Below are 23606 nucleotides of genomic sequence, written 5' to 3'. Positions count from 1 at the left end.
CCGTCGCGGCACCGTCGTCCGTCGGGACGGTTACCCACACTGCCCGGACGCCAACCGCCGAAGGGCCGGCGGCCGACCCGCCGACGCCGAGGGGCCGGCGCCACGGTGGTGACGCCGACCCCTCGGTTCGTCGGCCCGGGCGGTGCCGGTCGGCGCGCGCGGGCCGGTGGATCAGGCCAGTGCGGCCTCCGCGTCCAGGGTCACCGCGGCGGCGTGCACGACGGCGGCGATCCGCAGCCCCTCGTGCACCTGCTCACGGCTGAACCCGGCGGCACGCAGCGTCTTCTCGTGCGACTCCAGGCAGACGCCGCAGCCGGTGATCGCCGAGACGGCGAGGCACCACAGCTCGAAGTCGGTCTTCTCCACGCCGGGGCGGGCGATGATCTGCATCCGCAGCCGGGCCGGCAGCGACGCGTACTGCTCGTCGCCGATCAGGTGCTTGGCCCGGTAGTAGACGTTGTTCATCGCCATGACCGCAGCCGCGCCCTTGGCCGCCTCGACCGCCTCGGGCGTGAGGTGACCGGCCGCCTCGGCGGCGATCTCCCGCAGCACCACCGGGTTGCGGGCCGCCACCGCGCAGGCCAGCGCGGTGCCCCACGCCTGCTCCGGCTTCAGCGTCGAGGTGGTGATGGTGGAGCCGAGGTTCAGCCGGATGTCCTTGGCGTACTCGGGCAGGCCCGCCTTGATCGCGTCCAGACCCATGTCAGGCCCCGGCGCCGGCGAGGAGCGCGTTGGCGTCGAGCGTCGCCCCGCCCTTGTTCCAGTTGCACGGGCACAGCTCGTCGGTCTGGAGCGCGTCGAGCACCCGCAGCACCTCGGAGACGTTGCGGCCGACCGAGCCGGCGGTCACCATGACGAACTGGATCTCGTTGTTCGGGTCCACGATGAAGGTGGCCCGCTGCGCCACACCGTCGGAGCCGAGCACGCCGCACGCCTCGGTCAGCTCACGCTTGATGTCGCTGAGCATCGGGAAGGGCAGCTCGCGCAGGTCCGGGTGGTCCTTGCGCCACGCGTAGTGGACGAACTCGTTGTCGACGGAGACGCCGAGCACCTGGGCGTCGCGGTCGGCGAACTCGCCGTTGAGGCGGCCGAACTCGGCGATCTCGGTGGGGCAGACGAAGGTGAAGTCCTTCGGCCAGAAGAACACGACGCGCCACTGGCCCTCGTGGGACTTGTGGTTGATCGTCTCGAACGCCTTGTCGGCGTCGAGCGACACGCAGGCGGTGAGTTCGTACTCGGGGAAGTGGTCACCGACAGTGAGCACGGGTCCTCCTTGGGCGTGACCCGGCAGCACCGCCGGGCCAGTAACTGGATCTGTTCAAGATCCTTCCGTAGTCCCGTTGGCGCTCGTGGCGGGCGTGCCCGCGTGTGAAGGCGATCACCGGTCGGGTCGTCGTCCCGGAATATGGGTTTCGCCTCCCAAAACCGAGGGCGGAGTGGCAGAGTACGGGTCGTGACCAGCTTCGTCCTGATCATTAGCAGCTAGCGCGCCGGCCCTTCCCTCGCCGAGCGCGCAGACCTCCCGCATCCGCGGGGGGTCTTTTTGTTTGCTCCCCCAGGGCACGAGAAGAGGACTCCGATGACGTTCCAGGTGTACGACACGACGCTGCGCGACGGCGCGCAGCGCGAAGGGCTCACGTACTCGGTGGTCGACAAGCTGGCGGTGGCCCGCCTGCTGGACGACCTCGGAGTCGGCTTCATCGAGGGCGGCTGGCCGGGCGCGGTGCCCAAGGACACCGAGTTCTTCCGCCGCGCCCGCACCGAGCTGGAGCTGCGGCACGCGATCCTGGTCGCCTTCGGGGCCACCCGCAAGGCCGGGCTCGCGGTCGAGGACGACCCGCAGGTGCGCGGCCTGCTCGACGCGCAGACCCCGGCCGTCGCGCTGGTCGCCAAGGCGGACCTGCGGCACGTGGAGCGGGCGCTGCGCACCACCGCCGAGGAGAACCTCGCCATGGTCCGGGACACCGTCTCGTACCTGGTGGCGCAGGGGCGGCGCGTCTTCGTCGACGGGGAGCACTGCTACGACGGGTTCCGGTTCGACCCGGGCTACACCGCCGCCGTCGCGGAGACCGCGCTCGCCGCGGGCGCCGAGCGCTTCGTGCTCTGCGACACCAACGGCGGCATGCTGCCCTCCCAGGTCACCGCCGTGATCGAGGGACTGGTGGCGCGGACCGGGATCGCGCCGGAACGGCTCGGCATGCACGCGCAGAACGACACCGCCTGCGCGGTCGCGAACACGATCGCCGCGGTCGAGGCGGGCGTCCGGCACGTGCAGGGCACCGCCAACGGGTACGGCGAGCGCCCCGGCAACGCCGACATCTTCGCGATCGTCGCCAACCTCCAGCTCAAGCTGGGCATGCCCGTCCTACCGGAGGGCTGCCTGGAACAGATGGTGCGGGTCTCGCACGCCATCGCCGAGATCGCCAACATCGCCCCCGACACCCACCAGGCCTACGTCGGGGCCGCCGCCTTCGCCCACAAGGCGGGGCTGCACGCGAGCGCGATCAAGGTCGACCCGTTGCTCTACAACCACGTGGAACCCACAGTGGTGGGCAACGACATGCGGATCCTGGTGACCGAGATGGCCGGCCGGGCCAGCATCGAGCTCAAGAGCCGCGAGCTCGGTCTGGACCTGGCCGGCCATCCGGACGCCCTGTCCCGGGTCACCGGGCGGGTCAAGGAGCTGGAGGCCGACGGCTGGTCGTTCGAGGCCGCCGACGCCTCGTTCGAGCTGCTGGTCCGCTCCGAACTGCCGGACGCCGCGCCGGCCCGGCCGTTCGCGCTGGAGTCGTACCGGGTGATCGTCGAGCACCGCGAGGACGGCGCCGTGGTCTCCGAGGCCACGGTGAAGATCCGGGTACGCGGCGAGCGGGTGATCGCCACCGCCGAGGGCAACGGCCCGGTCAACGCGCTGGACGAGGCGCTGCGGGTGGGCCTGGCCCGGCACTACCCGGAGCTGCGGGAGTTCGAGCTGGCCGACTACAAGGTCCGCATCCTGGAGGGCAGCCACGGCACCGGCGCGGTCACGCGCGTGCTCGTGGAGACCGCCGGCGCCGGCCGCGACTGGACCACTGTGGGCGTGCACCCGAACGTGGTCGAGGCGAGCTGGCACGCCCTGGTCGACGCGCTCACCTACGGCCTGGACCGGGCCCGGGTGCCGGGCGGGACGGCGGCCTGACTCACCCGGCCGGCAGGCGCAGCTCGGCCAGCAGCGCGCGGTGGTCGCTGCCCGGCACCGGGTGGGTGCCGGCGGCGCGCACCGCGATGCGCCGGTCCACCAGTACGTGGTCGATGGTGACCGGCGGGAGCGGGTCGCCGTCGTACGGGCCCCAGGTGCCGCCGAACCCGGCTCCGGCCGCGTCCGCCGCGTCGGTGTAGCCGGTGGCGACCAGGTCCCGCAGTGCCGCGTGGTCGAGCGTGGCGTTGAAGTCCCCGGCCAGCACGCTCAGCCCGCCGTCCGGGGTGGCCGGTGGCTGGGCGCGCTGGTCGGTCCACCAGTCCGGCACCACGTCCGGGGCGTACGGCGCGGCCGGGTGCGCCGACTCCACCCGCAGCGGCGGCGCGCCGGGCACAGTCACAGTGGCGTACGCCTGGGTGAAGAAGAAGCCCTTGTTGCGCCGGTGACCGGCGTCGCGCAGCGGGTGCCGGGCGTACACGCCGGAGCCGGTCGAGCCGACCTCGGGGGTCAGTGACCGGTGCGGCAGCAGCGCGGCCAGGCCGAGCCGGTCCAGCTCGGCCGCCAGCGGCGGGGTGAGTTCCTGCACCGTGAGCACGTCCACCCGCCGCGTCCGGACCAGGTCCACGAGCGCCGCCGGATCGGCCGAGCCGAGGCGCAGGTTGGCGGTGAGCAGCCGCAGCGTCGGCCCGTCGGCGACGGGCCGGTCGCCGGGGATCGCGCGTGGCGCCACCGCGCCGACCAGCGCCAGCGCGGCGAGGGCCGCGACCACCGCCGGGGCGCGGCGCCGCAGGGCGAGCGCCGCCACCGCCACGACCGGGGTCACGGCGGCGACGTACGGCGTGAACGCGATCGCCTGCACCAGCGGGCCGCGTTCCAGCCCGGCCAGGCGTACCAGTGCCCACGCGGCGACCGGCGCGGCAGCGAGCCAGCACGCGACGGTGGCCGGGCGGCCGCCGCGGGTGCCGGCCCGGGGCAGGCGCGGCAGGGTGATCATGACGGTGAGGCTACCCGGATCCGGGCCGGCGCGATGCCCTCCGAAACAATTTCGTGAATTGTTTCTCGCAATTTTCGGGCACCTTTGCGGATCGCTCGGACACGCAATAACACTATTGACCGCCCGCATTTTTCGGTGCTAGGTTCCACCTGGTTGAGACGTCGCGACTCTCTGTAGTAAGACCAGCTCACGAGCGGTGCGCTCCCGGCGGATACCCGATGATCCGCAATTTGACGCGCGCAGTCGCCGTATCACCACGGTCTACCAAGGGAGAACTCATGGCCACATTCTTCAAGCGCAAGGCGACGGTGGTGGCGCTCGCCGCGCTGTCGCTCAGCCTGGCCGGTGGCGGGATCGCCGCGGCCGCCCAGCCGGAGGCGAAGCCGCAGCCCGGCGCCCGGCATTCGACGGCGCAGCCGCCGGTGACCGCCGTCGAGCGGCAGGCCGCCCGGACCGCCATGCGGGCCACCCTCGCCCCACCGGCCCCGGGGCAGGTCGCCTGGGCCGTCGTGGCGGCCAACGGGACGCTGCTGCAGCACTCCGGCAACGTGGTGTCCTCGTTCCGGTTCACCCCCGGCACGGGCGTGACCGCCGGGCAGTACCAGGTGCTGCTGGACTACAACGTGTCCGCCAAGGCGTACGTGGCCACCATCGGCACGAACGACCCGGCGAACGTGCCGCCGGCCGGTGAGGTGTCGGTCGCGCCGCGCACGCTGACCCCGAACGCGGTCTTCGTGCAGACGCGCAACTCCACCGGGGGCGCCGCGGACCGGCCGTTCCACCTGGTCATCGCCAACTGACCCGTCCCGCCCCGCACCGGCCCCCGCTCCGGCGGGGGCCGGTGTCGTGTTCCGTACCGGTCCGGCCGGTGCCGCGCCGCTTCGCGCCGTTCCCGCCCGGCTGGGGAGAACCGGCACGTCCGGGCCGGTCACCACCCCCCAGGGGCCGATAATCCGACGTTTGTCGCCGGTCCGGCACGGGAAGCAAGCACCGTGACGGACATCTCGGACACCCCGGCCAGCGTGCTCACCCCGGTCGACGCCGACGCGAGCGGCGTCGAGCTGGAACAGACCCTCGCCGAGGTCAAACGCGTGATCGTCGGGCAGGATCGGCTCGTCGACCGCCTGCTCACCGCCCTGATCGCCGACGGGCACTGCCTGCTGGAGGGCGTACCGGGTGTGGCCAAGACGCTGGCCGCCCAGACACTCGCCACAGTGGTCGGTGGCACGTTCTCCCGGATCCAGTTCACCCCCGACCTGGTCCCCTCCGACATCGTCGGCACCCGCATCTACCGCGCCTCCACCGAGCAGTTCGACGTGGAGCTGGGGCCGATCATGGCGAACCTGGTGCTCGCCGACGAGATCAACCGGGCCCCGGCCAAGGTGCAGTCGGCGCTGCTCGAGGCGATGGCCGAGCGGCAGGTCTCGATCGCCGGCCGGAGCTGGCCGGTGCCGGACCCGTTCCTGGTCCTGGCCACCCAGAACCCGATCGAGTCCGAGGGCGTCTACCAGCTCCCCGAGGCGCAACGCGACCGCTTCCTGATGAAGGTCGTGGTCGACTACCCGAGCGACGCCGACGAGCTGGCCATCCTCTACCGGATGAGCACCGAGCGGCCCACCGCGCGTACCGTGCTCGACCCGGTCCGGCTGCGCGAACTCCAGCGCCGCGCCACCGACGTGTTCGTCCACCACGCGCTCGCCGAGTACGTGGTCCGCCTCATCCTCGCCACCCGCGACCCGGAGCGCTTCGGCCTGCCCGACGTCGCGCCCCTGCTGGCGTACGGGGCCAGCCCACGGGCCACGCTCGGCCTGGTGGCCGCCGCCCGCGCGCAGGCGCTCATCCACGGCCGGGACTACGTGCTCCCCGAGGACATCCGGGAACTGGCGGTGGACGTGCTGGCGCACCGGCTCGTGCTCTCGTTCGACGCGATCGCCGACGGCATCTCCGGCGAGGACGTGGTGCGCCGCGTGATCGAGGCGGTGCCGCCGCCCCGGCTGGTGAACGGGCCGACCGAGACGGTGAACGACCTGGCGGCGGCATGACCGGCGCGGCCGAACCCGGGCTCGCCGATCTCGCCCCGGACCAGCGGCTGCGCCGGCTGGAGCTGACGGTGACCCGGCGGCTCGACGGCCTGCTGCACGGCCGGTACCGCGGCCTGCTGCCGGGACCCGGCAGCGAGGCGGCCGGCAGCCGCGAGTACCGCCCCGGCGAGGACGAGGTACGCCGGATGGACTGGGCGGTCACCGCCCGGACCACGGTCCCGCACGTACGCGAGGTCGACGCGGACCGGGAACTGACCACCTGGCTGCTCGTCGACGCCAGCCCCAGCATGGAGTACGGGACGTCCACGCTGGACAAACGGGAACTCGCGGTAGCCGCCGTGGCGGCGATCGGCTTCCTCACCGCGGGAGTCGGCAACCGGCTCGGCGCCCAGGTTCTCACCCCGGCCGGGCTGCGCCGGTTCCCGGCCCGCAGCGGGCGTACCCATCTGCTCGGGCTGCTCCGCGCGCTGCTCGGCGCCCCGCGTACCGGAGACCGGCCGGACTCCGGCGGCGCGGGCGCGGCCGGCGCGGGCCGGATCGACGCACTGCCCGGCCTCGTCGACGGGCTGGACGGCCTCCAGCGCGTCGCCACCCGGCGCGGGCTCGTGGTGATCGTCTCCGACTTCCTCGACGAGCTGCCCGACGACCCGGACGCCGCGCCGCCGCCGTGGGCCGCGGCGCTGCGCCGCCTCGCGGTTCGGCACCAGGTGCTCGCGGTCGAGGTGACCGACCCGCGCGAGCTGGAACTGCCCGACGTCGGCCTGATCACGCTCGTCGACCCGGAGAGCGGCCGGCACCGCGAGGTGTGGACCGGCGACCCGGGCCTGCGTGAGCGGTACGCGCGTGCCGCCGCCGAGCAGCGCGACCAGGTACGCCGCACGCTGCGTCGGGCCGGCGCGACCCACCTGGCGCTGCGCACCGACCGGGACTGGTGCGCTGACGTCGTCCGGTACGTGCACGAGCAGCGCCGGCTGGCCATGGTGCCGGCCGCGGCTCGCGGAGGTGTCGCATGACCTGGCAGTCACCCGCCCGCCTCTGGCTGCTGCTCGTCGTCGTCGCGCTGGTCGCCGGCTATCTGGTGCTGCAACGGCGGCAGAGCCGGTACGCGGTGCGCTTCACCAACCTGCGCCTGCTCGACCGGGTCGCCCCGCGCCGTCCGGCCTGGCGGCGGCACGTCCCGGCGGGCCTGTTCCTCGCCATGCTCGCGCTGCTCGTGGTCGGGTTCGCCCGGCCCGAGGCGGAGGTGCGGGTGCCCCGGGAACGGGCGACGGTAATGGTCGCGGTGGACGTCTCCACCTCGATGCTCGCCGGTGACGTGGACCCGGACCGGTTGAGCGCGGCCAAGGAGGCGGGCCGGCGGTTCGTCGACGGGCTGCCGGACGAGTTCAACGTCGGCCTCGTCGCGTTCGCCGGCAGCGCGGCGGTGCTGGTGCCGCCGAGCACCGACCGGGAGGCGCTGCACGACGGCATCGGGCGGCTGGCCGAAGGCATCACCGGCGTGCAGGGCACCGCCATCGGCGAGGCGATCAGCACCTCGCTCGGCGCGGTCAAGAGCCTGGACGCCACCGCCGCCAAGGATCCGCCGCCGGCCCGGATCATCATCCTCTCCGACGGCGCGAACACCTCCGGCATGGACCCGATGGAGGCCGCCGACCAGGCGGTCGCCGCGAAGGTGCCGGTGCACACCATCTCCTTCGGCACCCCGGGCGGCTCGGTCGACCGGGGTGGCCGGGCGATCCAGGTGCCGGTGGACGGCCAGACGCTGCGGGCGGTCGCCGAGCAGACCGGTGGCGGGTTCCACGAGGCGTCCACCACCGCCGAGCTGAAGGACGTCTACGAGGACATCGGCACCTCGGTCGGCTACCGCACCGAGCGGCAGGACGTCTCGGCCCGCTTCATCGGCCTCGGGCTGGTCCTGGCGATGGGCGCCGCGGCCGGCTCGCTGCGGTGGTTCTCCCGGCTGCCCTGACCCGCACACCACTACCGCACGACATGTGAGGAGCCAGGCATGGCAGTGCAGACCGGACTCGGCGAGCCACGCGGACCGTGGTTCGTCTCGCCGGAGCTGGACCCGGACGGGCGCGGCCACCGGGACGTACCCGGGGGCGGGCCGGAGGCCGGGCGGCGCAGCCTGCGGCACCGGCTGCTGAGCGTGGCGGCGGTGGTGGCGCTGTCCACCGTCTCCGGCGCGGCGGCCGGCACCTGGGCAGCCGACCGGGGTGCGCCGGGACCGACGGCCGCGTCCGCCGCGCCGGTGCCGGCCGAGCTGGTCACCGCCGCCGGCAAGACGGTGCCCGGGGTGGTCTCGGTGATGGTCGGGGGCCGCTCCGGCGCGTCCGCGTCCGGCTCCGGTTTCGCCATCGACAACGAGCAGCACATCGTCACCAACGACCACATCCTGGCCCGGGGCGGCTCCGGCGCGGTGACCGTGGAGACCTCGGACGGGCGGCGCTTCCCGGCCGAGGTGGTGGGCCGGGAACCGGCCAGCGACCTGGCCGTGCTGAAGGTGCCCGCGTCGGCCGGATTGCCGCCGTTGCCGCTCGCAAAGGCGAACTCGACGCGGGTGGGGGAGCCGGTGCTCGCGGTCGGGTCGCCGCTCGGGCTCGCCGGGACGGTCACCGCGGGCATCGTCAGCGCGCTCAACCGGCAGGTACGCATCGGCAACGGCAGGCACACGGCGGTGCAGACCGACGCCTCCATCAACCCGGGCAACTCCGGCGGGCCGCTGGTGAACGCGCGCGGTGAGGTGGTCGGCGTGAACACCGCGATCGCCACCATCGACGGCAACGGGTCGATCGGCATCGGCTTCGCCATCCCGATCGACCAGGTCCAGCAGACCGCCGACACCATCATCGGCCGGGGCGGCTGAGGCGCGGTTGCCTGCGCGGGGCCGGCCCGGTGCGCCGCGCTGACCTGCACGAGCGCCGCAAGATCGGTGCGAAGTGTCGGATATCCGGCGTGGAATCATTGGGGCATAGAAATATTACGCTGAGTATGGATACTGGCGGAGGTGGAGCAAGCTGTCATTGCGGCCCTCCTCGTGGTGGGCCTGATCATCGGCGCCGGTGTCGGCGCGTCCTACGCGCGTGCCAAACGCGGCTGGACGGATTACCAGACGATCCGGACCAGCGTCCCCGGTGCCCGGCGCAACGCCTGGCTCGCGATCCGGGGCGTGGTCGTCAAGCTCGCGGTGGTCGCCCTGCTGCTCGTCGGCGCGGCCGCGTACGCGGCGTCCGGCGGCGGTGAGGAACGAGCCGATCCCACGCCGAGCGCCACCCCCACCCCGAGTCACCGGGCCGGGCGCTAGCCTCGGGGAGTGGACGACGGACTGCGGGTCACCGACCGGCTCGTGGTGCCCGCCGCCGAGCTGCGGGAACGGTTCTCCCGCTCGTCCGGCCCGGGCGGACAGGGGGTCAACACCACCGACTCCCGGGTGGAGCTGAGCTTCGACCTGGGCGGCTCGCCGAGCGTGCCGGAGGCGCTGCGGGAACGGGCGCTGGCCCGGCTCGCCGGCCGCCTGGTCGGTGGCGTGCTGACGGTCACCGCCAGTGAGCACCGCGCCCAGCTGGCGAACCGGGAGGCCGCCCGCGAGCGGATGGCCGCGCTGCTGCGCGAGGCCGTCGCGCCGCCGCCGAAGGCGCGCCGCCCGACGCGTCCCTCCCGCGGCGCGAAGGAACGTCGCCTGGCCGAGAAGAAGCGACAGTCCCAGCGCAAACGCGACCGCCGGGTGGACGGCGACTGACCGAAAATCCGTTGAGCCGCCACTCGCGCCGCCCGGAGAATTCCGCCACGTGATCGACTTCTCCGTCAAGCCCACGCTCACCGGCGAACTCGTGGTGCTGCGCCCGTTCCACGACGACGACCTGCCGGCGCTCGCCGAGATCCTGGCCGATCCGGAGGTGGCCCGGCTGACCGGCAGCCCGCCCGGCGAAGGCTTCGAGCCGACCCGGCTGCGGGCCTGGTACGGCACCCGCAACAGCCAGGACGACCGGCTCGACCTCGCGGTGGTCGACCGCGCAACCGGCGCGTGCGTCGGCGAGGTGGTCCTCAACGAGTGGGACCGGGTCAACGCGAGCTGCAACTTCCGCACGCTGATCGGCCCCGGCGGCCGCGACCGCGGCCTCGGCACCGAGGCGGTCCGGCTGATCGTCGGGTACGGCTTCGAACAGCTCGGCCTGCACCGCATCGGGCTGGAGGTGTTCGCGTTCAACCCGCGTGCCCGGCGCGCCTACGAGAAGGTGGGTTTCGTCGCCGAGGGGACGCTGCGGCAGGTGCTGCGCGACGGCGACGACTGGGTGGACGCCACAGTCATGTCGATCCTCGCCCCGGAGTGGAACCGCCACCGCGGGCACCCGGAGGGTTAGGCCTGCACGGCCCGGTCCAGCGCGGCCAGCAGCCGGGCCCGCAACCCGGCCGCACGCTCGGCGAAGCCGCGCTGGGCGGCGGCGTACTCGGCCCGGCCCTCCGGCGTCTCCACCCGCACCGGCGGATAGCCCAGGTCGGCCAGGTCGTACGGGCTGGCCCGCATGTCCAGCGCCCGGATCTCCCGCGCCAGCGCGAAACAGTCCGCCACCAGCTCCGACGGCACCAGCGGGGACAGCTTGTACGCCCACTTGTAGAGATCCATGTTCGCGTGCAGGCAGCCCGGCTGCTCCAGCGCGTGCTGACCCTCCCGGGTCGGCTGGAGCACGTTGAGCGGCCGGGCCGGCGCGGTGAAGAACCGGAACGCGTCGAAGTGGCTGCACCGCACGCCGCGCTCCTCGACCACAGCCGCCGTCGCCGCCGGGCTCAGCCGCAACGGCCAGGCGTTGTGCCGTACCTGCTCCTGGGTCTGCCGGTAGACCATCGCCCACTCGTGCATGCCGAAGCAGCCGAACTGCGCCGGGCGTCCGGCGGTCGCCGCGAGCAGCGTACGGATCCAGGCGATCGACTCGGCGCGGCGCGCGCGTACCCGATCGGTGTCGAGAGTGAGCCCGGCGGCGCCGGCGGTGTAGTCCGGGCCGAACCCGGCCGGGTCGGCGTCGCGCAGCACCACGCCCGCACCCGGGTGCCAGCGGCGCAACTGCGCCGGGCGGTGCGAGTAGTAGGTGAACAGAAAGTCCTCGACCGGGTGCTTCACCCCGGTGCGGCGGCGGGCCAGGTGCGGCGTCAGCCAGGCGTCCACCCGCGTCTCGTGGGCGTGCCGGCGCGCCTGCCAGTCGGCCAGGTCGAGCGCGGGGGCGAGGGCGGCGGTCACACACCCCAGGGTACGACCGCCGCCCGTGCCCGGATCACGCCACGTCCACCCGCACGCCCGCGGAGAAGACGCCGCTGCGCAGCTCCAACCGCTTCGGCGGCTCGTCGCCGCGCATGGTGAACACCAGCGGCAGCAGCACCCGCCGCCCGGCGGCCACCGGCTGGGAGAAGACGTCCCGGCCCAGGTTCGCCACCCGGGTCGCGTCCTCGTCGGCGGCCACCCAGTTGCCGCTCGGCAGGTACGCGCGCTGCAACTGTCCGTGCCAGGTCTGGTCCTCGTTTGTGAGGTTGCGCACCCCGACAGTGGCCAGGCACGGCCGGCCGCCCCCGGGCGACGGTGGCAGGACGTCGGCGCCACAGCTCACCCGGTAGACGGTGAACTCGAACGCGGTCTCGCGCAGCGGCTGGCCCAGCGCGCCGGTGACGCTGCTGCCCACCCACGCGCCGCTCGTCGGCTGCTTGGTGGTGTCCATCGCGGCCACCCGCTGCGTCGCCGACCAGGCCGCCGCGCCGACCACACCGGCGAGCACCGCCGCCGCCACGCCGACCACGAGCCAGACCGGCGGCCGCCGACGACGGCTCGCGGGCGACGGCACCGCCGTACGCGGATAGACGGTGCCGCGCTCGGGCGGTCCTTGGCCCGGTCCGGCTCCGCCCGGCATGCCTCCGCCGGGCACAACGCTTCCAAGGCCGCCGGTGTGCATGGTGCCGCCCACGGGCGTACCGGTGGGCGTCGCGCCGCCTCCGGGGGCGCCCGTCCCGCCGCGGGCCATGGTGCCCGGCGCGGCGCTTCCCGGCGCCGTGCGCCGACGGCGGCGCCACAGCGCCCACCACACCACACCGGCGGTGACCACCAGCAGCGCGGTGAACGCGGCCAGCAGCACCGGCGGCCGCCGCCAGGCCGGGGCGGCGGTGACCTGCGCCGCCGGGGCCGTCGCGGCGCCCACCCAGGTCGCCGTGGCGCAGTCGAACGGGCGGGTGCCGTCCGTGCCGTAGACGCAGGTGGGTGCGGTCACCGAGCGGCCCGGACCGGGGACCGACAGCGCGGTGTGCAGCGTGGTGGTGCTCTTGCCCGGCAGCCGCAGCCGCCAGGTCACCTCACCGGCGCTCATCCCCGCGGGCCGGCTGGTCCGGCCACCGCCGGTCACAGTGGTGGCCCGCGAACCGTTCGGCAGTTCCTGCCGGACCATCGTGTCGACGGGTGCCGAGCCGGCGTTGCGGACCTCGATCCGGTAACCCGGCGCCGGTGTGCCCGACGCGCCCACCGCCACGCTCACCGGGGGCATCGACGGCCGGACCGGGGCCGGCCCGGTGGTCGGCACCGCCGGGGGCACCGCCGGCACGCCGGTCGGGATCGGGGTGGCCGCGGCACCGGGGATGACCGCCGGTGCCGGGGCCGGATGGGCGGGGGCGGCGACCGCGTGTGGCGTCGCCGGGGACAGCGCCGGTACGGCGGCGATGACGCCGAGGCAGTTCACGAACACTGCCAGGGCCCTGTGGTGTCGTCTCGATGCAGGCATACCAACGAACCTCCGGACCCGAAGCTATGGTCCGGGGCCCGCCGGGCGGGTACGAAGCCGCCATTCCCGCCCCGTCCGGCGCGGTCGCGCGTACCCTGTCCGGCTCCGGCCGGTCCGGTGCCGCCGGCGGCACGGGAGGGTGGGGCCCGCTGCGGCCGGGGCGTGCCGACTGCCGGTGTCCGCCGGGCGGCCGGCGGACGGGGATAGATTGGCCGGGTGCGTATCGCTCGTTTCGCTCATGCCAAGGGAATGTCGTTCGGGGTCGTCGAGGGCGAGCCGGAGGCCGGGCCGCAGGGCCTGACCATCGCCGAGATCGAGGGCCACCCGTTCGGGCAGATCCAGTTCTCCGGCGCCCGCTGGGCGCTCTCCGACGTCCGGCTGCTGTCGCCGATCCTGCCCAGCAAGGTGGTCTGTGTCGGCCGTAACTACGCCGAGCACGCCGCCGAGCACGGCAGCGAGGTGCCGAAGGAGCCGTTGCTCTTCCTCAAGCCGTCCACCTCGGTGATCGGCCCGCGCGACGCCATCCGGCTGCCGATCTTCTCCAAGCAGGTCGAGCACGAGGCGGAACTCGCCGTCGTGATCGGCGCCCCGGGCGCCCGCCGGGCCGACCGGGCCGCCGCCGAACGGGCCATCTTCGGCTACACCTGCGCCAACGACGTCACCGCACGTGACCTCCAGCGCTCCGACGGGCAGTGGACCCGCGCCAAGGGCTTCGACTCGTTCTGCCCGATCGGGCCGTGGATCACCACCGGGCTCGACGTCAGCGACCTGGAGATCCGGTGTGAGGTGGGTCGCAACCCGGAGGAGATGGAGGTACGCCAGCTCGGCCGGACGAAGGACATGGTGTTCGACGTTCCGGGTCTCGTGTCGTACATCTCGCACGTGATGACGCTGCTGCCCGGCGACGTGGTCCTCACCGGCACGCCGGCGGGGGTTAGCCCGCTCACCGAGGGGGATACGGTCACCGTGCGGATCCAGGGGATCGGGGAGCTGAGCAACCCGGTCGTCCCTGTCGCCTGATCGCTCCGGTGCCTCGTTTCCGCTGGTCAGATGGGTTTCGAGGGATTGGATTTGGCCTGTCGGCACCGGGAGGGTAAAGTTCATTCCCGGCGCCGCAAGGGGCCAATGGGGTATGGGGTAATTGGCAGCCCGACTGATTCTGGTTCAGTTAGTCTAGGTTCGAGTCCTGGTACCCCAGCGCAACCGCGGGTTCGCGAGAACCCGCGGACGCTGGATTCCGGCAGTTCACGCTGGCGGAGTGCAATGAAGGTTCTGGCCCCGTCGTCTAGCGGCCCAGGACGCCGCCCTCTCAAGGCGGTAGCGCCGGTTCGAATCCGGTCGGGGCTACAGCACCGACAGCCCGTCCCGTCTTCCGGGGCGGGCTTTCTGCTGTCCGGTGCGCGTACGCAGGGGGTGACCCCCCTCCGTGGTGCCGGACGGGATGCCGCTAGACTACTGCCACGCCGCCCGGCAGGGTGGTGAAGCAGGAAAAGTGCCTGGCCCCGTCGTCTAGCGGCCCAGGACGCCGCCCTCTCAAGGCGGTAGCGCCGGTTCGAATCCGGTCGGGGCTACGTTCCACGAACGGCCCGTCTCGCTCCGCGAGGCGGGCCGTTCCGCATTCCCGCCTCCCCGCGCCTCCCCACCGCTGGCCGGCCCTGCCGCTCCGCCCCGTTGATCATGAAGTTGGCGGCAGTCGGGGAGATCAAAAATGCCGCCAACTTCATGATCAACGGGAGTGGTTGGGGTGGGTGAGGGTCGGGGGGTCAGAGGCCGGAGAGGCGCTGGCCGGCTCGGACCACTGCCATGGCGTGGCGTTCGCCGGGGCGGCGGCCGAGGCGCTCGATCGGGCCGGAGATGCTGATCGCGGCGATCACCCGCCCGGTCCGGTCGCGGATCGGCGCCGAGACGCTCGCCACACCCGCCTCCCGCTCCGCGACGCTCTGCGCCCAGCCGCGCCGGCGCACCTCGGCCAGCGTGCGGCCGGTGAACTTGGAGCGGGGGAGCAGCGGCATGACCGCCTCCGGCGGCTCCCAGGCGAGCAGGATCTGCGCCGCCGAACCGGCGGTCATCGGCAGCACCGAGCCGACCGGGACGGTGTCCCGCAGGCCGCTGGCACGCTCGGCGGCGGCCACACAGATCCGCTCGTCGGCGCGGCGCAGGTAGAGCTGGGCGCTTTCGCCGGTGGCGTCCCGTAGCGCGGCGAGCAGCGGCTCGGCGGCGGTCAGGAGCACGTCCGGGGCCGCGTTGGCCAGCTCGCCCAGGCGTGGACCCGGGCGCCAGCGCCCCTGGGTGTCCCGGACGAGCATCCGGTGGATCTCCAGCGCCTGTGCCAGCCGGTGCGCGGTGGCCCGGGGCAGCTTGGTGCGTTCAACGAGTTCGGCCAGGCTGGCGCCGTCGACACAGGCGGCCAGGATGACCACCGCCTTGTCGAGAACGCCGACACCGCTCATACTGTGTCCCACAAGCCGAAATTTACCTCCCAGAATTTAGGATGTCCAGATGGTGGGAGTCACTCAACCGAGGACCCTGGCCGAGAAGGTCTGGGACGCACACGTGGTCCGCTCCGCCGCGGGCGAGCCGGACCTGCTCTTCATCGACCTGCACCTGCTGCACGAGGTGACCAGCCCGCAGGCGTTCGACGGGCTGCGTCTGGCCGGGCGCGGGGTTCGCCGTACCGACCTGACGATCGCGACCGAGGACCACAACACCCCGACCGGGTACGACGACCCGGCGTTCCGCTCCCGGCGCGGCGACCTGCTCACGATCGCGGACCCCACCTCCCGCACCCAGATCGAGACGCTGCGCCGCAACTGCGCCGAGTTCGGCGTCCGCCTGCACCCGCTGGGCGACGAGAACCAGGGCATCGTGCACGTCATCGGCCCGCAGCTCGGCCTCACCCAGCCCGGCATGACGATCGTGTGCGGCGACTCGCACACCGCCACCCACGGCGCGTTCGGGGCTCTGGCGTTCGGCATCGGCACCAGTGAGGTCGAACACGTCCTGGCCACGCAGACGCTGCCGCAGGCCCGCCCGAAGACCATGGCCGTGAACGTCGTCGGCGAGCTGGCGCCCGGCGTCACCGCCAAGGACCTGGTGCTCGCGCTGATCGCGCAGGTCGGCACCGGTGGCGGGCGCGGTCACATCGTCGAGTACCGGGGCGAGGCGATCCGCGACCTCTCGATGGAGGGGCGGATGACGATCGCGAACATGTCCATCGAGTGGGGCGCCAAGGCCGGCATGATCGCGCCGGACGAGACCACGTTCGCGTACCTGAAGGGCCGGCCCAACGCGCCCCAGGGCGACGACTGGGACGCGGCGCTGGAGTACTGGCGGACGCTGCCCACCGACGAGGGCGCGACGTTCGACACCGAGGTCACGCTCGACGCGAGCCGGATCACGCCGTTCGTCACCTGGGGCACGAACCCCGGGCAGGGCGTGCCGCTGGGCGCCACCGTGCCGGACCCGGAGGACTTCGTCACCGAGCCGGAGCGGGTCGCCGCCCGGCGCGCGCTGGAGTACATGGACCTCACCCCGGGCACCCCGCTGCGCGACCTCGCCGTGGACGTGGTGTTCGTCGGCTCCTGCACAAACGGCCGCCTGGAGGACCTGCGCGCCGCCGCCGAGGTGCTGCGCGGGCGGCGGGTCGCCGACGGCGTACGCATGCTCGTGGTCCCCGGCTCCGCCGCGGTCCGCGAGGCGGCCGAGATCGAAGGGCTGGACAAGGTCTTCACCGACGCCGGCGCCGAGTGGCGCTTCGCCGGCTGCTCCATGTGCCTGGGCATGAACCCGGACACGCTGAAGCCGGGCGAGCGCTCCGCCTCGACCTCCAACCGCAACTTCGAGGGCCGCCAGGGCCGGGGCGGGCGTACCCACCTGGTGTCCCCGCCGGTCGCCGCCGCCACCGCCGTGGTCGGCCGGCTGGCCGCCCCCGCCGACCTGTAGAAGGGCAGCCGACAGATGGACAAGTTCACCACCCACACCGGCACCGCCGTGCCGCTGCGCCGATCCAACGTGGACACCGACCAGATCATCCCGGCCGTGTACCTCAAGCGGGTGACCCGGACCGGATTCGCAGATGGTCTGTTCAACGCGTGGCGGGAGGACCCGTCATTCGTCCTCAACGATCCCGTCCATTCGGGTGCGTCGATTCTGATCGCCGGCCCCGAGTTCGGTACGGGATCCTCCCGGGAGCACGCCGTCTGGGCGCTGCGGGACTGGGGCTTCCGGGCCGTCATCTCGCCTCGCTTCGGTGACATCTTCCGCGGCAACGCGCTCAAGGAAGGTCTCCTTCCGGTCGAGCTGGAATTGAAAGCCGTGGAAGAACTGTGGGATCTCGTGGAATCGGAGCCGACCACGCCGATCACTGTCGACCTCGCCGCCCGTCAGGTCCACGCCGGTGACGCCACCTGGGCGTTCCCGCTGGACGACCACAGCCGTTGGCGGCTGATGGAGGGCTTGGACGACATTGGACTCACCCTCCGGCACGAGGCCGAGATCAGCGCGTACGAGGCCACCCGGCCGGCGTTCCTGCCCTCGATCGCCTGACTTCCAGCGCTATTCGCCCCCACCGGTGCATCCGGTGGGGGCGAATCCGTTGCGACACAAGGGCTTTTTTCGACCGAATGTTTGTGTCCAGGCAGCACAGGGCATACCGTGCGCGCAGAATGGCTCGCGTCGAGTCAGTTGCACAATCGGGAGGAAGTCGTGAACAAGGCCGAGCTCATCGAGGCGCTCGCCGTTCGCCTGGGGGACCGGAAGACGGCGACGGCCGCGCTCGACGCGGTTCTCGCTGAGGTCCAGGCGGCGGTCACCAAGGGCGAGAAGGTGGCGATCACCGGTTTCGGAGCGTTCGAGAAGCGCGTCCGGGGAGCCCGAACAGCGCGCAATCCGCGGACCGGCGAGGCGGTGAAGGTCAAGAAGACCTCCGTCCCGACGTTCCGGGCGGGCGCGGGCTTCAAGGAGATGGTGGCCAGCGGCAAGGTGCCGAAGGACACCGCCGCCGCGAAGAAGACCACCGGGGCCGCCAAGGCCACCGGCGGCCGGACCACCGCCGCCGCCAAGAAGACCACGGCGGCGAAGGCCACCAAGACCACCGCGACCAAGAAGGCCGCGCCGGCGAAGAAGGCCGCCGCGACCAAGACCACGGCGGCGAAGAAGACGACCGCGGCGAAGTCCACCGCGGCGAAGAAGACCACCACCGCCAAGAAGACGACCGCGGCGAAGTCCGCCACGGCCAAGAAGACCACGGCGGCGAAGAAGGCGCCCGCGAAGAAGGCGCCGGCCAAGAAGGCCGCCACCCGGCGCTGACCGGACGGCCCACGAAAGGGCGCCCGCCGTTCGCGGTGGGCGCCCTTTCGCATGGGTACGCGTTGACCGCCCGCCGCCGTGCCCCGCAGAATCGCCGTGCCGAAAACCCCCGTCGGTCACGAGAAGAGGCGCCCGTGCGGCACCGTCACCTCTCCACCCTGGCGCTCGCGCTGGGCATCGCGATTCTGCTGGACGTGCTGCGGGTCTGGCTCCCGTCGATCATCACCTTGTTCGGCCGGGCCGCCGAGACACCGGCCGAACTGCTCGGCGCGTTCGCGCTCGGCTGGTTCCTGCTCGCCCTCGCCGCGCCCACGCTCGTTCGCCGCATGGGCGCCCGCCCGGTCGGGCTCGCCGCCGCGGGCGTGCTGGCGGTGGCCCGGCTGGCGTTGACCGCGCAACCCGGCGGCCCGGCCCAGCTCTGGCTGGCCTGCGCCGGGCTGTTCGCGGGCCTGGTCTGGCTCGCCGCCGTCGCCGCGTCCGTGCCCCGCCCCGTCGCCGGGCTGGCGCTCGGCCTGGCCGGGAACGCGGTCGGGCACGCCCTGCTCGGCACCGAGGATCTGGTGTGGCGCGGCGGTGTGCTCGCCTGGAGCCTGAGCGTCCTGCTCGTGTCGGCGTTCCTGGCCGCGTCCGTGGCGGTACGGCGGGAGCGGGCAGTCGCTCCGGCAGGCGGCGACGCGGCGCGGACGGCCGCGCCGGTGGCCGGCGTGGCGGACGGCGACGCCAGGGGGCGCGTGCCTACGCCGGGACGCCGGGCCTGGTTGCTGTGCGGGCCGGCGTTGTTGCTGGCCGGTCAGGTGGCGCTCGCCCCGGCGATCTGGAGCGCCGCCGCGGGCACCGGATCGCCTGACTTCCCCGGTCTCGCCCGCCCGGCCGGCGGATCGCTGTGGGGCGTGCTCGCGGTGCTGCTGTTCCTCGCGGCGGCACTGTTCCGGGCACCGGCGCGTGTGGCCCGAGGGCTGTGGCCGTTGGCGCTGCTCGCCGGGTCGGTGCTGTTCGTGACCGGGCGTCTCGTCCCGGCGTACCTGCTCACCGCCGCCGGTCTCGGCGGCTGCCTGGCGCTCACCGACGCGGCCGCCGACGGCGACCGGGCCGCCGCCACCGGCGGACGAGGCGCGGACGACGGACGGGCGGGGGCGCGGCGCGGGCGGGCGGCGGTGCTCGGGATGCTGGTGTTCGCGGTGGCCACGGTGGCCTACTACGCCGCCTACGACCTGGGGTACCCCAACGGTTGGGCACCGCTCGCCACGGCCGTCCTGGTGGCTCTGGTGGCGGCTACGGCACCTGTCCGCTCCGCTCCCACGGCACCTGGCGCGGCGTCACCCGGCCCGGTGTTGCCCGCCCCGGTCCGGGTCGCGGTCCTGGCGGGCCTGACCGCGCTGGCCGGGCTCGCCGCCGCGCTGCACGTGCCGCCCGGGCAGGCCCGGGCCACCACCGCACCGGCGGCGGTACGCGTGGCCGCGTACAACATCCGGATGGGGTTCGGCCTGGACGGCCGGCTGGACCTGGACGCGCTGGCCCGGGAGTTGCGCGGCGCGGACGTGGTGCTGCTCAGCGAGGTGGACCGGGGCTGGTGGCTCAACGGCGGCCACGACACGCTGGCGTTGCTGGCCGGGCGGCTGGGGATGCCGTACGTCTTCGCGCCCGCCGCCGACCCGGTCTGGGGCGACGCGGTGCTCAGCCGCTTCCCGATGCGCTCCGGGCAGACCCGGCGGCTGACCGCGCACGGCGCGCCGACCGGGGCACAGGCCCTCGGCGTCACACTCGACCTCGGCGGGCGGGAGCTGGCCGTTGTCGCCACGCACCTGCAACCGCCGCCCGGCCGGGATCCGGTCGAGCAGGCGGGCGAGGTGGCCGCGTTCTCCGGCCGGTACGCGAACGGCCGTCCACTGGTGCTCGGCGGTGACCTGAACACCGAACCGGACGACCTGGCGTTCGCCGAGTTCACCCGCGCCGGTCTGGTGGACGCGCTGGCCGCGGCCCGGCCGCTGCGGACCAGCCCGGCCGACGATCCGCGCACCCAGATCGACCACGTCTTCGTGTCGCCGGGTCTGACCGCCGGCGAGGTACGCGCGCCGCGCACCGAGGCCAGCGACCACCTCCCGGTGACGCTCACCGTCACGCTGCCCTGAACCGCCGCCGCGCGACCGGTACCCCGCCGCGCGGCCGCGGCCCGCCTCACAGCCGGTCCGGAAGGACCAGCCGGTCACCGGCGAACGGCAGCAGCCAGCCGCCGCCCTTGGCGGTGGTGAAGTCCTCGTCCACGCGGCCGGTGAGCCGTTCCAGCGCGCCCGGGATCACCTTGCCCTGACTGCACACCGCGACCGTCCCGACGGCCTGCGCCAGCGCGGTCAGCCGCGCCGCGGCGGCGAGCGCGCACTCCTCGGCCTGCTGGCCCGGCACGGGCTCGTCGAAGTCGCCGCAGACCTCGATCGGCAGGTCCAGCCGGGCCGCCGCCGGGTCCAGCGTCTGCACGCAGCGGCGGGCCGAGGCGGAGAACAGGCGGGCCGGGCGGACCAGCGCCACCAGCGGGACCAGCAGACGTGCCTGCGCCCACCCCTGCTCGTCCAGTGGGCGGCCGTGGTCCGGGCCGGTCCAGGTGCCGCGCTTGCCGGCGTGCGCGTGCCGGACCAGCAGCACCGTCGCGGTGACCGGCGGCAGCGCCGCGAACGCGGCGATCACCTCGGCGTCGTGCGGGTAGCTGACCCGGCGTACCGCGTCGTCGACCGGGAACCAGGCCACGTCGTCGACCTCGGTGCCGGGCTGGAACCCGCCGGTGCCGGCCGCCCGCATGGACCAGTAGTCGACCGCCTTGGCGAGGCCCTCGCTGCGGTAGCGGGCGGTGGGCAGGCGTACCTGCGGCACGGCGCGTACGTCGGTCTCCTCGGCGACCTCGCGGACGGCGGCCACGAGCGGATGCTCGCCGCGGTCCAGCTTGCCCTTCGGCAGCGACCAGTCGCCGTACCGGGGGCGGTGCACGAGACAGACCTCGACGCCGGCCGGACCCGGGCGCCACACCACGCCACCGGCGGCCCGGATCCGCACCGGTTCGTCGTCGCTCACCCGCTCACCGTATGCCCGCCCGGCACGCGCCACGGCCCGGTCAGTCCGCCCGCCCGCCGACCCGGCGCAGCAACAGATCCTGGAGGTGGGTCAGCGGCACGTCGCCGGTACGCCGGTGCCAGGTGCCGTCCGCGGCCAGCTCGAACGCGTCCACGTCGGGATCGAACGCGGCGGCGAGGACGTGGTCCAGCTCGGCCCGGGCCACCGGGTCGCTCACCTGCACCAGCGCCTCCACCCGGCGGTCCAGGTTGCGGTGCATCAGGTCGGCCGAGCCCATCCAGAACTCGGCGTCGCCGTTGTTGCCGAACCGGAAGATCCGCGAGTGTTCCAGGAACCGGCCGAGGATCGAGCGGACCCGGATGTTCTCCGACAGCCCCGGCACGCCCGGCCGCAGTGTGCACATGCCGCGGATCAGCAGGTCCACGTGCACGCCGGCCCGGGACGCCCGGTAGAGCGCGTCGGTGATCTCCTCGTCCACCAGGGAGTTCACCTTGAACTGCACGAGCCCCGGCATGCCCAGCCGGACGTGCTCGATCTCCCTGTCGATGCGTTCGATCAGGCCGCTGCGGATGCCCTGCGGCGCCACCAGCAGCCGCCGGTACGCGGTCTGCCGGCTGTAGCCGGTGAGCACGTTGAACAGGTCGGTCAGGTCGGCGCCGATCTCCGGGTCGGCGGTGAGCATGCCGAAGTCCTCGTAGAGCCGGGCCGTCTTCGGATGGTAGTTGCCGGTGCCGATGTGGCAGTAGCGCCGGATCTGGTTGCCCTCCTGGCGGACCACGAGCGCGGTCTTGCAGTGCGTCTTGAGTCCCACCAGGCCGTACACCACGTGACAGCCGGCCCGTTCCAGCGTGCGCGCCCAGCCGATGTTCGCCACCTCGTCGAAGCGCGCCTTCAGCTCGACCAGCACCACCACCTGCTTGCCGGCGGCGGCCGCGTCGACGAGCGCGTCCACGATCGGGGAGTCGCCGCTGGTGCGGTAGAGCGTCTGCTTGATGGCGAGCACGTTCGGGTCGGCCGCGGCCTGCTCGACGAAGCGCTGCACGCTGGTGGCGAACGAGTGGTACGGGTGGTGCACCAGCACGTCGCCGTCGCGCAGCGTGGCGAAGACGCTGCGCGGCACCTCGCCCTCGGCCAGGCGCGGATGGGTGGCCGGCACGAACGACGGGTCCTTCAGGTCGGGCCGGTCGGCCTCGCCGTAGACCTGCCAGAGCGCGGACAGGTCGAGCAGTCCGCGCACACGCAGCACGTCGTGGCCGTCCATGTCCAGCTCACGGACCAGCAGCTCCAGCATGTGGTCGGAGATGGAGGCGGCGACCTCCAGGCGTACCGGCGGGCCGAACCGGCGCCGGGCCAGCTCCCGCTCCAGCGCCTGGAGCAGGTCCTCGTCGCGGTCCTCGTCCACCTCCACCTCGGCGTTGCGGGTCACCCGGAACAGGTGGCACTCGACCACCTGCATGCCGGAGAACAGCTGGCCGAGGTGCACCGAGATGAGGTCCTCGACCGGAAGGAACCGCACGCCCGGCTGGTCACGATGGACCCGGACGAACCGGGGCACGTTGTTCGGCACCTTGACCCGCGCGAACAGCTCCGAGCCGCCGTCCGGGTCGCGTACCGAGACGGCCAGGTTCAACGACCGGCCGGAGATGTACGGGAACGGATGCGCCGGGTCGACCGCCAGCGGGGTGAGCACCGGGAAGATGTGCTCCCGGAACCAGGTGCGCAACCGCTCCCGCTCGGCGTCGTCCAGGTCGCTCCAGCGCAGTATGCGGATGTCCTCGGCGGCGAGCTTCGGCAGCACGTCGTCGACCAGGCAGGCGGCGTGCCGGGCGACCAGGCCGGCGGCCTTGGCGGTGACGAGGTCGAGCTGGGTGCGCAGCGGCAGCCGGTCACCGCCGCGTACCGGCAGGCCGGCGGAGAGCCGCCGCTTCAGCCCGGCGACCCGGACCATGTAGAACTCGTCCAGGTTGCTGGCGAAGATGGCCAGGAACTTCGCCCGTTCCAGCAGCGGGGTGCGCGGGTCCTCGGCGAGCGCCAGCACCCGGGCGTTGAAGTCGAGCCAGGACAGCTCCCGGTTGAGGAAGCGGTCCTCCGGCAGCGGCGGCGCAGTCGGCGGGGCGGCGTCCGCTGCGGTCTCGTCGGCCGGGCCGGGGCCCTCCACCGGGTCGAGCGGTTCGTCCAGCCCGGCCGCGCCGGCCGCGTCCGGATCGGCGCCGAGACGCTCCTCCGGCGGGCGGGGCTGGCGGAACCGCCCGTCCGGGCCGCGGGTGGGG

General features: G+C 73.6%; 22 protein-coding genes and 3 tRNA genes. 17 read left to right on the top strand and 8 right to left on the bottom strand.

Annotation, left to right across the window (positions count from 1 at the left end; genetic code table 11):
* Positions 1–171 precede the first annotated feature (171 nt).
* A complete protein-coding gene (locus Q3W68_RS01880) occupies positions 172–702 on the bottom strand; it encodes a carboxymuconolactone decarboxylase family protein (RefSeq protein WP_013284513.1) in 531 nt (176 codons plus the stop codon).
* A gap of 1 nt (position 703) precedes the next feature.
* Entirely contained in the window at positions 704–1264 is a 561-nt protein-coding gene (locus Q3W68_RS01875) for a peroxiredoxin (RefSeq protein WP_302903798.1), read from the bottom strand.
* A gap of 315 nt (positions 1265–1579) precedes the next feature.
* On the opposite strand from Q3W68_RS01875, the gene cimA reads away from it, so the two are divergent.
* Entirely contained in the window at positions 1580–3178 is a 1599-nt protein-coding gene (cimA, locus tag Q3W68_RS01870) for a citramalate synthase (protein WP_302903797.1), read from the top strand.
* Position 3179: 1 nt separating this feature from the next.
* On the opposite strand, the gene Q3W68_RS01865 is transcribed toward cimA, so the two are convergent.
* A complete protein-coding gene (locus Q3W68_RS01865) occupies positions 3180–4172 on the bottom strand; it encodes an endonuclease/exonuclease/phosphatase family protein (protein WP_302903796.1) in 993 nt (330 codons plus the stop codon).
* Positions 4173–4450: 278 nt separating this feature from the next.
* Between Q3W68_RS01865 and Q3W68_RS01860 the strand changes: the two genes are divergently transcribed.
* The 8 genes from Q3W68_RS01860 to Q3W68_RS01825 all read left to right on the top strand — a co-directional run bounded on the left by Q3W68_RS01860 (position 4451) and on the right by Q3W68_RS01825 (position 10578).
* On the top strand, positions 4451–4972 hold the full coding sequence (locus tag Q3W68_RS01860) for a hypothetical protein (protein WP_302903795.1): 522 nt from the start codon (positions 4451–4453) through the stop codon (positions 4970–4972).
* Positions 4973–5164: 192 nt separating this feature from the next.
* Positions 5165–6214: a MoxR family ATPase gene (locus Q3W68_RS01855; RefSeq protein ID WP_302903794.1), complete on the top strand. Its 1050-nt coding sequence runs from the start codon at positions 5165–5167 to the stop codon at positions 6212–6214.
* Positions 6211–7227 (top strand): DUF58 domain-containing protein, encoded by a 1017-nt coding sequence (locus Q3W68_RS01850; RefSeq protein WP_302903793.1) that lies wholly within the window; start codon positions 6211–6213, stop codon positions 7225–7227. Before Q3W68_RS01855 ends, Q3W68_RS01850 begins: the two co-directional genes overlap by 4 nt.
* Positions 7224–8183 carry a VWA domain-containing protein gene (locus tag Q3W68_RS01845; protein WP_302903792.1) on the top strand — a complete coding sequence of 320 codons (960 nt, stop codon included), beginning with the start codon at positions 7224–7226 and terminating at the stop codon, positions 8181–8183. The genes Q3W68_RS01850 and Q3W68_RS01845 overlap by 4 nt, the downstream gene beginning before the upstream one ends.
* Positions 8184–8222: 39 nt before the next feature.
* Positions 8223–9083 (top strand): S1C family serine protease, encoded by an 861-nt coding sequence (locus Q3W68_RS01840; protein WP_302903791.1) that lies wholly within the window; start codon positions 8223–8225, stop codon positions 9081–9083.
* Positions 9084–9224: 141 nt separating this feature from the next.
* A complete protein-coding gene (locus Q3W68_RS01835; RefSeq protein ID WP_302903790.1) occupies positions 9225–9521 on the top strand; it encodes a hypothetical protein in 297 nt (98 codons plus the stop codon).
* A gap of 9 nt (positions 9522–9530) precedes the next feature.
* Positions 9531–9956, top strand: coding sequence for an alternative ribosome rescue aminoacyl-tRNA hydrolase ArfB (arfB, locus tag Q3W68_RS01830; RefSeq protein ID WP_120571223.1), 426 nt, complete (start codon positions 9531–9533; stop codon positions 9954–9956).
* 49 nt (positions 9957–10005) lie between these two features.
* Positions 10006–10578 carry a GNAT family N-acetyltransferase gene (locus tag Q3W68_RS01825; RefSeq protein WP_302903789.1) on the top strand — a complete coding sequence of 191 codons (573 nt, stop codon included), beginning with the start codon at positions 10006–10008 and terminating at the stop codon, positions 10576–10578.
* Here the strand turns inward: Q3W68_RS01825 and Q3W68_RS01820 are convergent.
* Both Q3W68_RS01820 and Q3W68_RS01815 read right to left on the bottom strand, forming a co-directional pair.
* Entirely contained in the window at positions 10575–11450 is an 876-nt protein-coding gene (locus Q3W68_RS01820) for a 3-methyladenine DNA glycosylase (protein ID WP_302903788.1), read from the bottom strand. The genes Q3W68_RS01825 and Q3W68_RS01820 overlap by 4 nt on opposite strands.
* A 34-nt stretch (positions 11451–11484) precedes the next feature.
* The gene (locus Q3W68_RS01815; RefSeq protein ID WP_302903787.1) at positions 11485–12969 is read right to left on the bottom strand and encodes a hypothetical protein; all 1485 of its coding nucleotides are present in this window, start codon (positions 12967–12969) and stop codon (positions 11485–11487) included.
* Positions 12970–13185: 216 nt separating this feature from the next.
* Between Q3W68_RS01815 and Q3W68_RS01810 the strand changes: the two genes are divergently transcribed.
* The 4 genes from Q3W68_RS01810 to Q3W68_RS01795 all read left to right on the top strand — a co-directional run bounded on the left by Q3W68_RS01810 (position 13186) and on the right by Q3W68_RS01795 (position 14540).
* Positions 13186–13989, top strand: a complete 804-nt coding sequence (locus Q3W68_RS01810) for a fumarylacetoacetate hydrolase family protein (protein WP_013284528.1) — start codon at positions 13186–13188, stop codon at positions 13987–13989.
* Positions 13990–14095: 106 nt separating this feature from the next.
* Positions 14096–14167, top strand: a tRNA-Gln gene (locus Q3W68_RS01805).
* Positions 14168–14243: 76 nt separating this feature from the next.
* Positions 14244–14316: transfer RNA gene (locus Q3W68_RS01800), tRNA-Glu, on the top strand.
* A 151-nt stretch (positions 14317–14467) separates the two neighbouring features.
* Positions 14468–14540: transfer RNA gene (locus Q3W68_RS01795), tRNA-Glu, on the top strand.
* Between the two features lie 192 nt (positions 14541–14732).
* Here the strand turns inward: Q3W68_RS01795 and Q3W68_RS01790 are convergent.
* Complete coding sequence (locus Q3W68_RS01790; RefSeq protein ID WP_013284529.1) at positions 14733–15419, bottom strand: IclR family transcriptional regulator; 687 nt, start codon at positions 15417–15419, stop codon at positions 14733–14735.
* A 49-nt stretch (positions 15420–15468) separates the two neighbouring features.
* Between Q3W68_RS01790 and leuC the strand changes: the two genes are divergently transcribed.
* The 4 genes from leuC to Q3W68_RS01770 all read left to right on the top strand — a co-directional run bounded on the left by leuC (position 15469) and on the right by Q3W68_RS01770 (position 20405).
* Positions 15469–16911, top strand: a complete 1443-nt coding sequence (gene leuC, locus Q3W68_RS01785) for a 3-isopropylmalate dehydratase large subunit (RefSeq protein WP_302903786.1) — start codon at positions 15469–15471, stop codon at positions 16909–16911.
* Between the two features lie 15 nt (positions 16912–16926).
* A complete protein-coding gene (leuD, locus tag Q3W68_RS01780; protein ID WP_302903785.1) occupies positions 16927–17514 on the top strand; it encodes a 3-isopropylmalate dehydratase small subunit in 588 nt (195 codons plus the stop codon).
* Positions 17515–17673: 159 nt separating this feature from the next.
* Positions 17674–18276, top strand: coding sequence for an HU family DNA-binding protein (locus Q3W68_RS01775; protein ID WP_368045714.1), 603 nt, complete (start codon positions 17674–17676; stop codon positions 18274–18276).
* A 134-nt stretch (positions 18277–18410) separates the two neighbouring features.
* Positions 18411–20405 (top strand): endonuclease/exonuclease/phosphatase family protein, encoded by a 1995-nt coding sequence (locus Q3W68_RS01770; protein WP_302903783.1) that lies wholly within the window; start codon positions 18411–18413, stop codon positions 20403–20405.
* A 46-nt stretch (positions 20406–20451) separates the two neighbouring features.
* On the opposite strand, the gene Q3W68_RS01765 is transcribed toward Q3W68_RS01770, so the two are convergent.
* Both Q3W68_RS01765 and Q3W68_RS01760 read right to left on the bottom strand, forming a co-directional pair.
* Entirely contained in the window at positions 20452–21369 is a 918-nt protein-coding gene (locus tag Q3W68_RS01765; protein ID WP_302903782.1) for an NUDIX hydrolase, read from the bottom strand.
* Positions 21370–21376: 7 nt separating this feature from the next.
* Positions 21377–23515 (bottom strand): RNA degradosome polyphosphate kinase, encoded by a 2139-nt coding sequence (locus Q3W68_RS01760; protein WP_302904932.1) that lies wholly within the window; start codon positions 23513–23515, stop codon positions 21377–21379.
* Positions 23516–23606: the final 91 nt, after the last annotated feature.

This window comes from Micromonospora sp. C28ISP2-4 (assembly GCF_030519385.1).
In the GTDB taxonomy this organism is placed as follows: domain Bacteria; phylum Actinomycetota; class Actinomycetes; order Mycobacteriales; family Micromonosporaceae; genus Micromonospora; species Micromonospora tulbaghiae.
Note: the sequence above shows the minus strand (reverse complement) of the source record. Positions and strands in the feature narration are given on the sequence as shown.

Coding starts and splice junctions, on each gene's coding strand:
- Q3W68_RS01880 (WP_013284513.1), bottom strand. CDS start 702: ATGGGTCTGGACGCGATCAAGGCGGGCCTGCCCGAGTACGCCAAGGAC.
- cimA (WP_302903797.1), top strand. CDS start 1,580: ATGACGTTCCAGGTGTACGACACGACGCTGCGCGACGGCGCGCAGCGC.
- Q3W68_RS01865 (WP_302903796.1), bottom strand. CDS start 4,172: ATGATCACCCTGCCGCGCCTGCCCCGGGCCGGCACCCGCGGCGGCCGC.
- Q3W68_RS01860 (WP_302903795.1), top strand. CDS start 4,451: ATGGCCACATTCTTCAAGCGCAAGGCGACGGTGGTGGCGCTCGCCGCG.
- Q3W68_RS01850 (WP_302903793.1), top strand. CDS start 6,211: ATGACCGGCGCGGCCGAACCCGGGCTCGCCGATCTCGCCCCGGACCAG.
- Q3W68_RS01845 (WP_302903792.1), top strand. CDS start 7,224: ATGACCTGGCAGTCACCCGCCCGCCTCTGGCTGCTGCTCGTCGTCGTC.
- Q3W68_RS01840 (WP_302903791.1), top strand. CDS start 8,223: ATGGCAGTGCAGACCGGACTCGGCGAGCCACGCGGACCGTGGTTCGTC.
- Q3W68_RS01815 (WP_302903787.1), bottom strand. CDS start 12,969: ATGCCTGCATCGAGACGACACCACAGGGCCCTGGCAGTGTTCGTGAAC.
- Q3W68_RS01790 (WP_013284529.1), bottom strand. CDS start 15,419: ATGAGCGGTGTCGGCGTTCTCGACAAGGCGGTGGTCATCCTGGCCGCC.
- leuC (WP_302903786.1), top strand. CDS start 15,469: ATGGTGGGAGTCACTCAACCGAGGACCCTGGCCGAGAAGGTCTGGGAC.
- leuD (WP_302903785.1), top strand. CDS start 16,927: ATGGACAAGTTCACCACCCACACCGGCACCGCCGTGCCGCTGCGCCGA.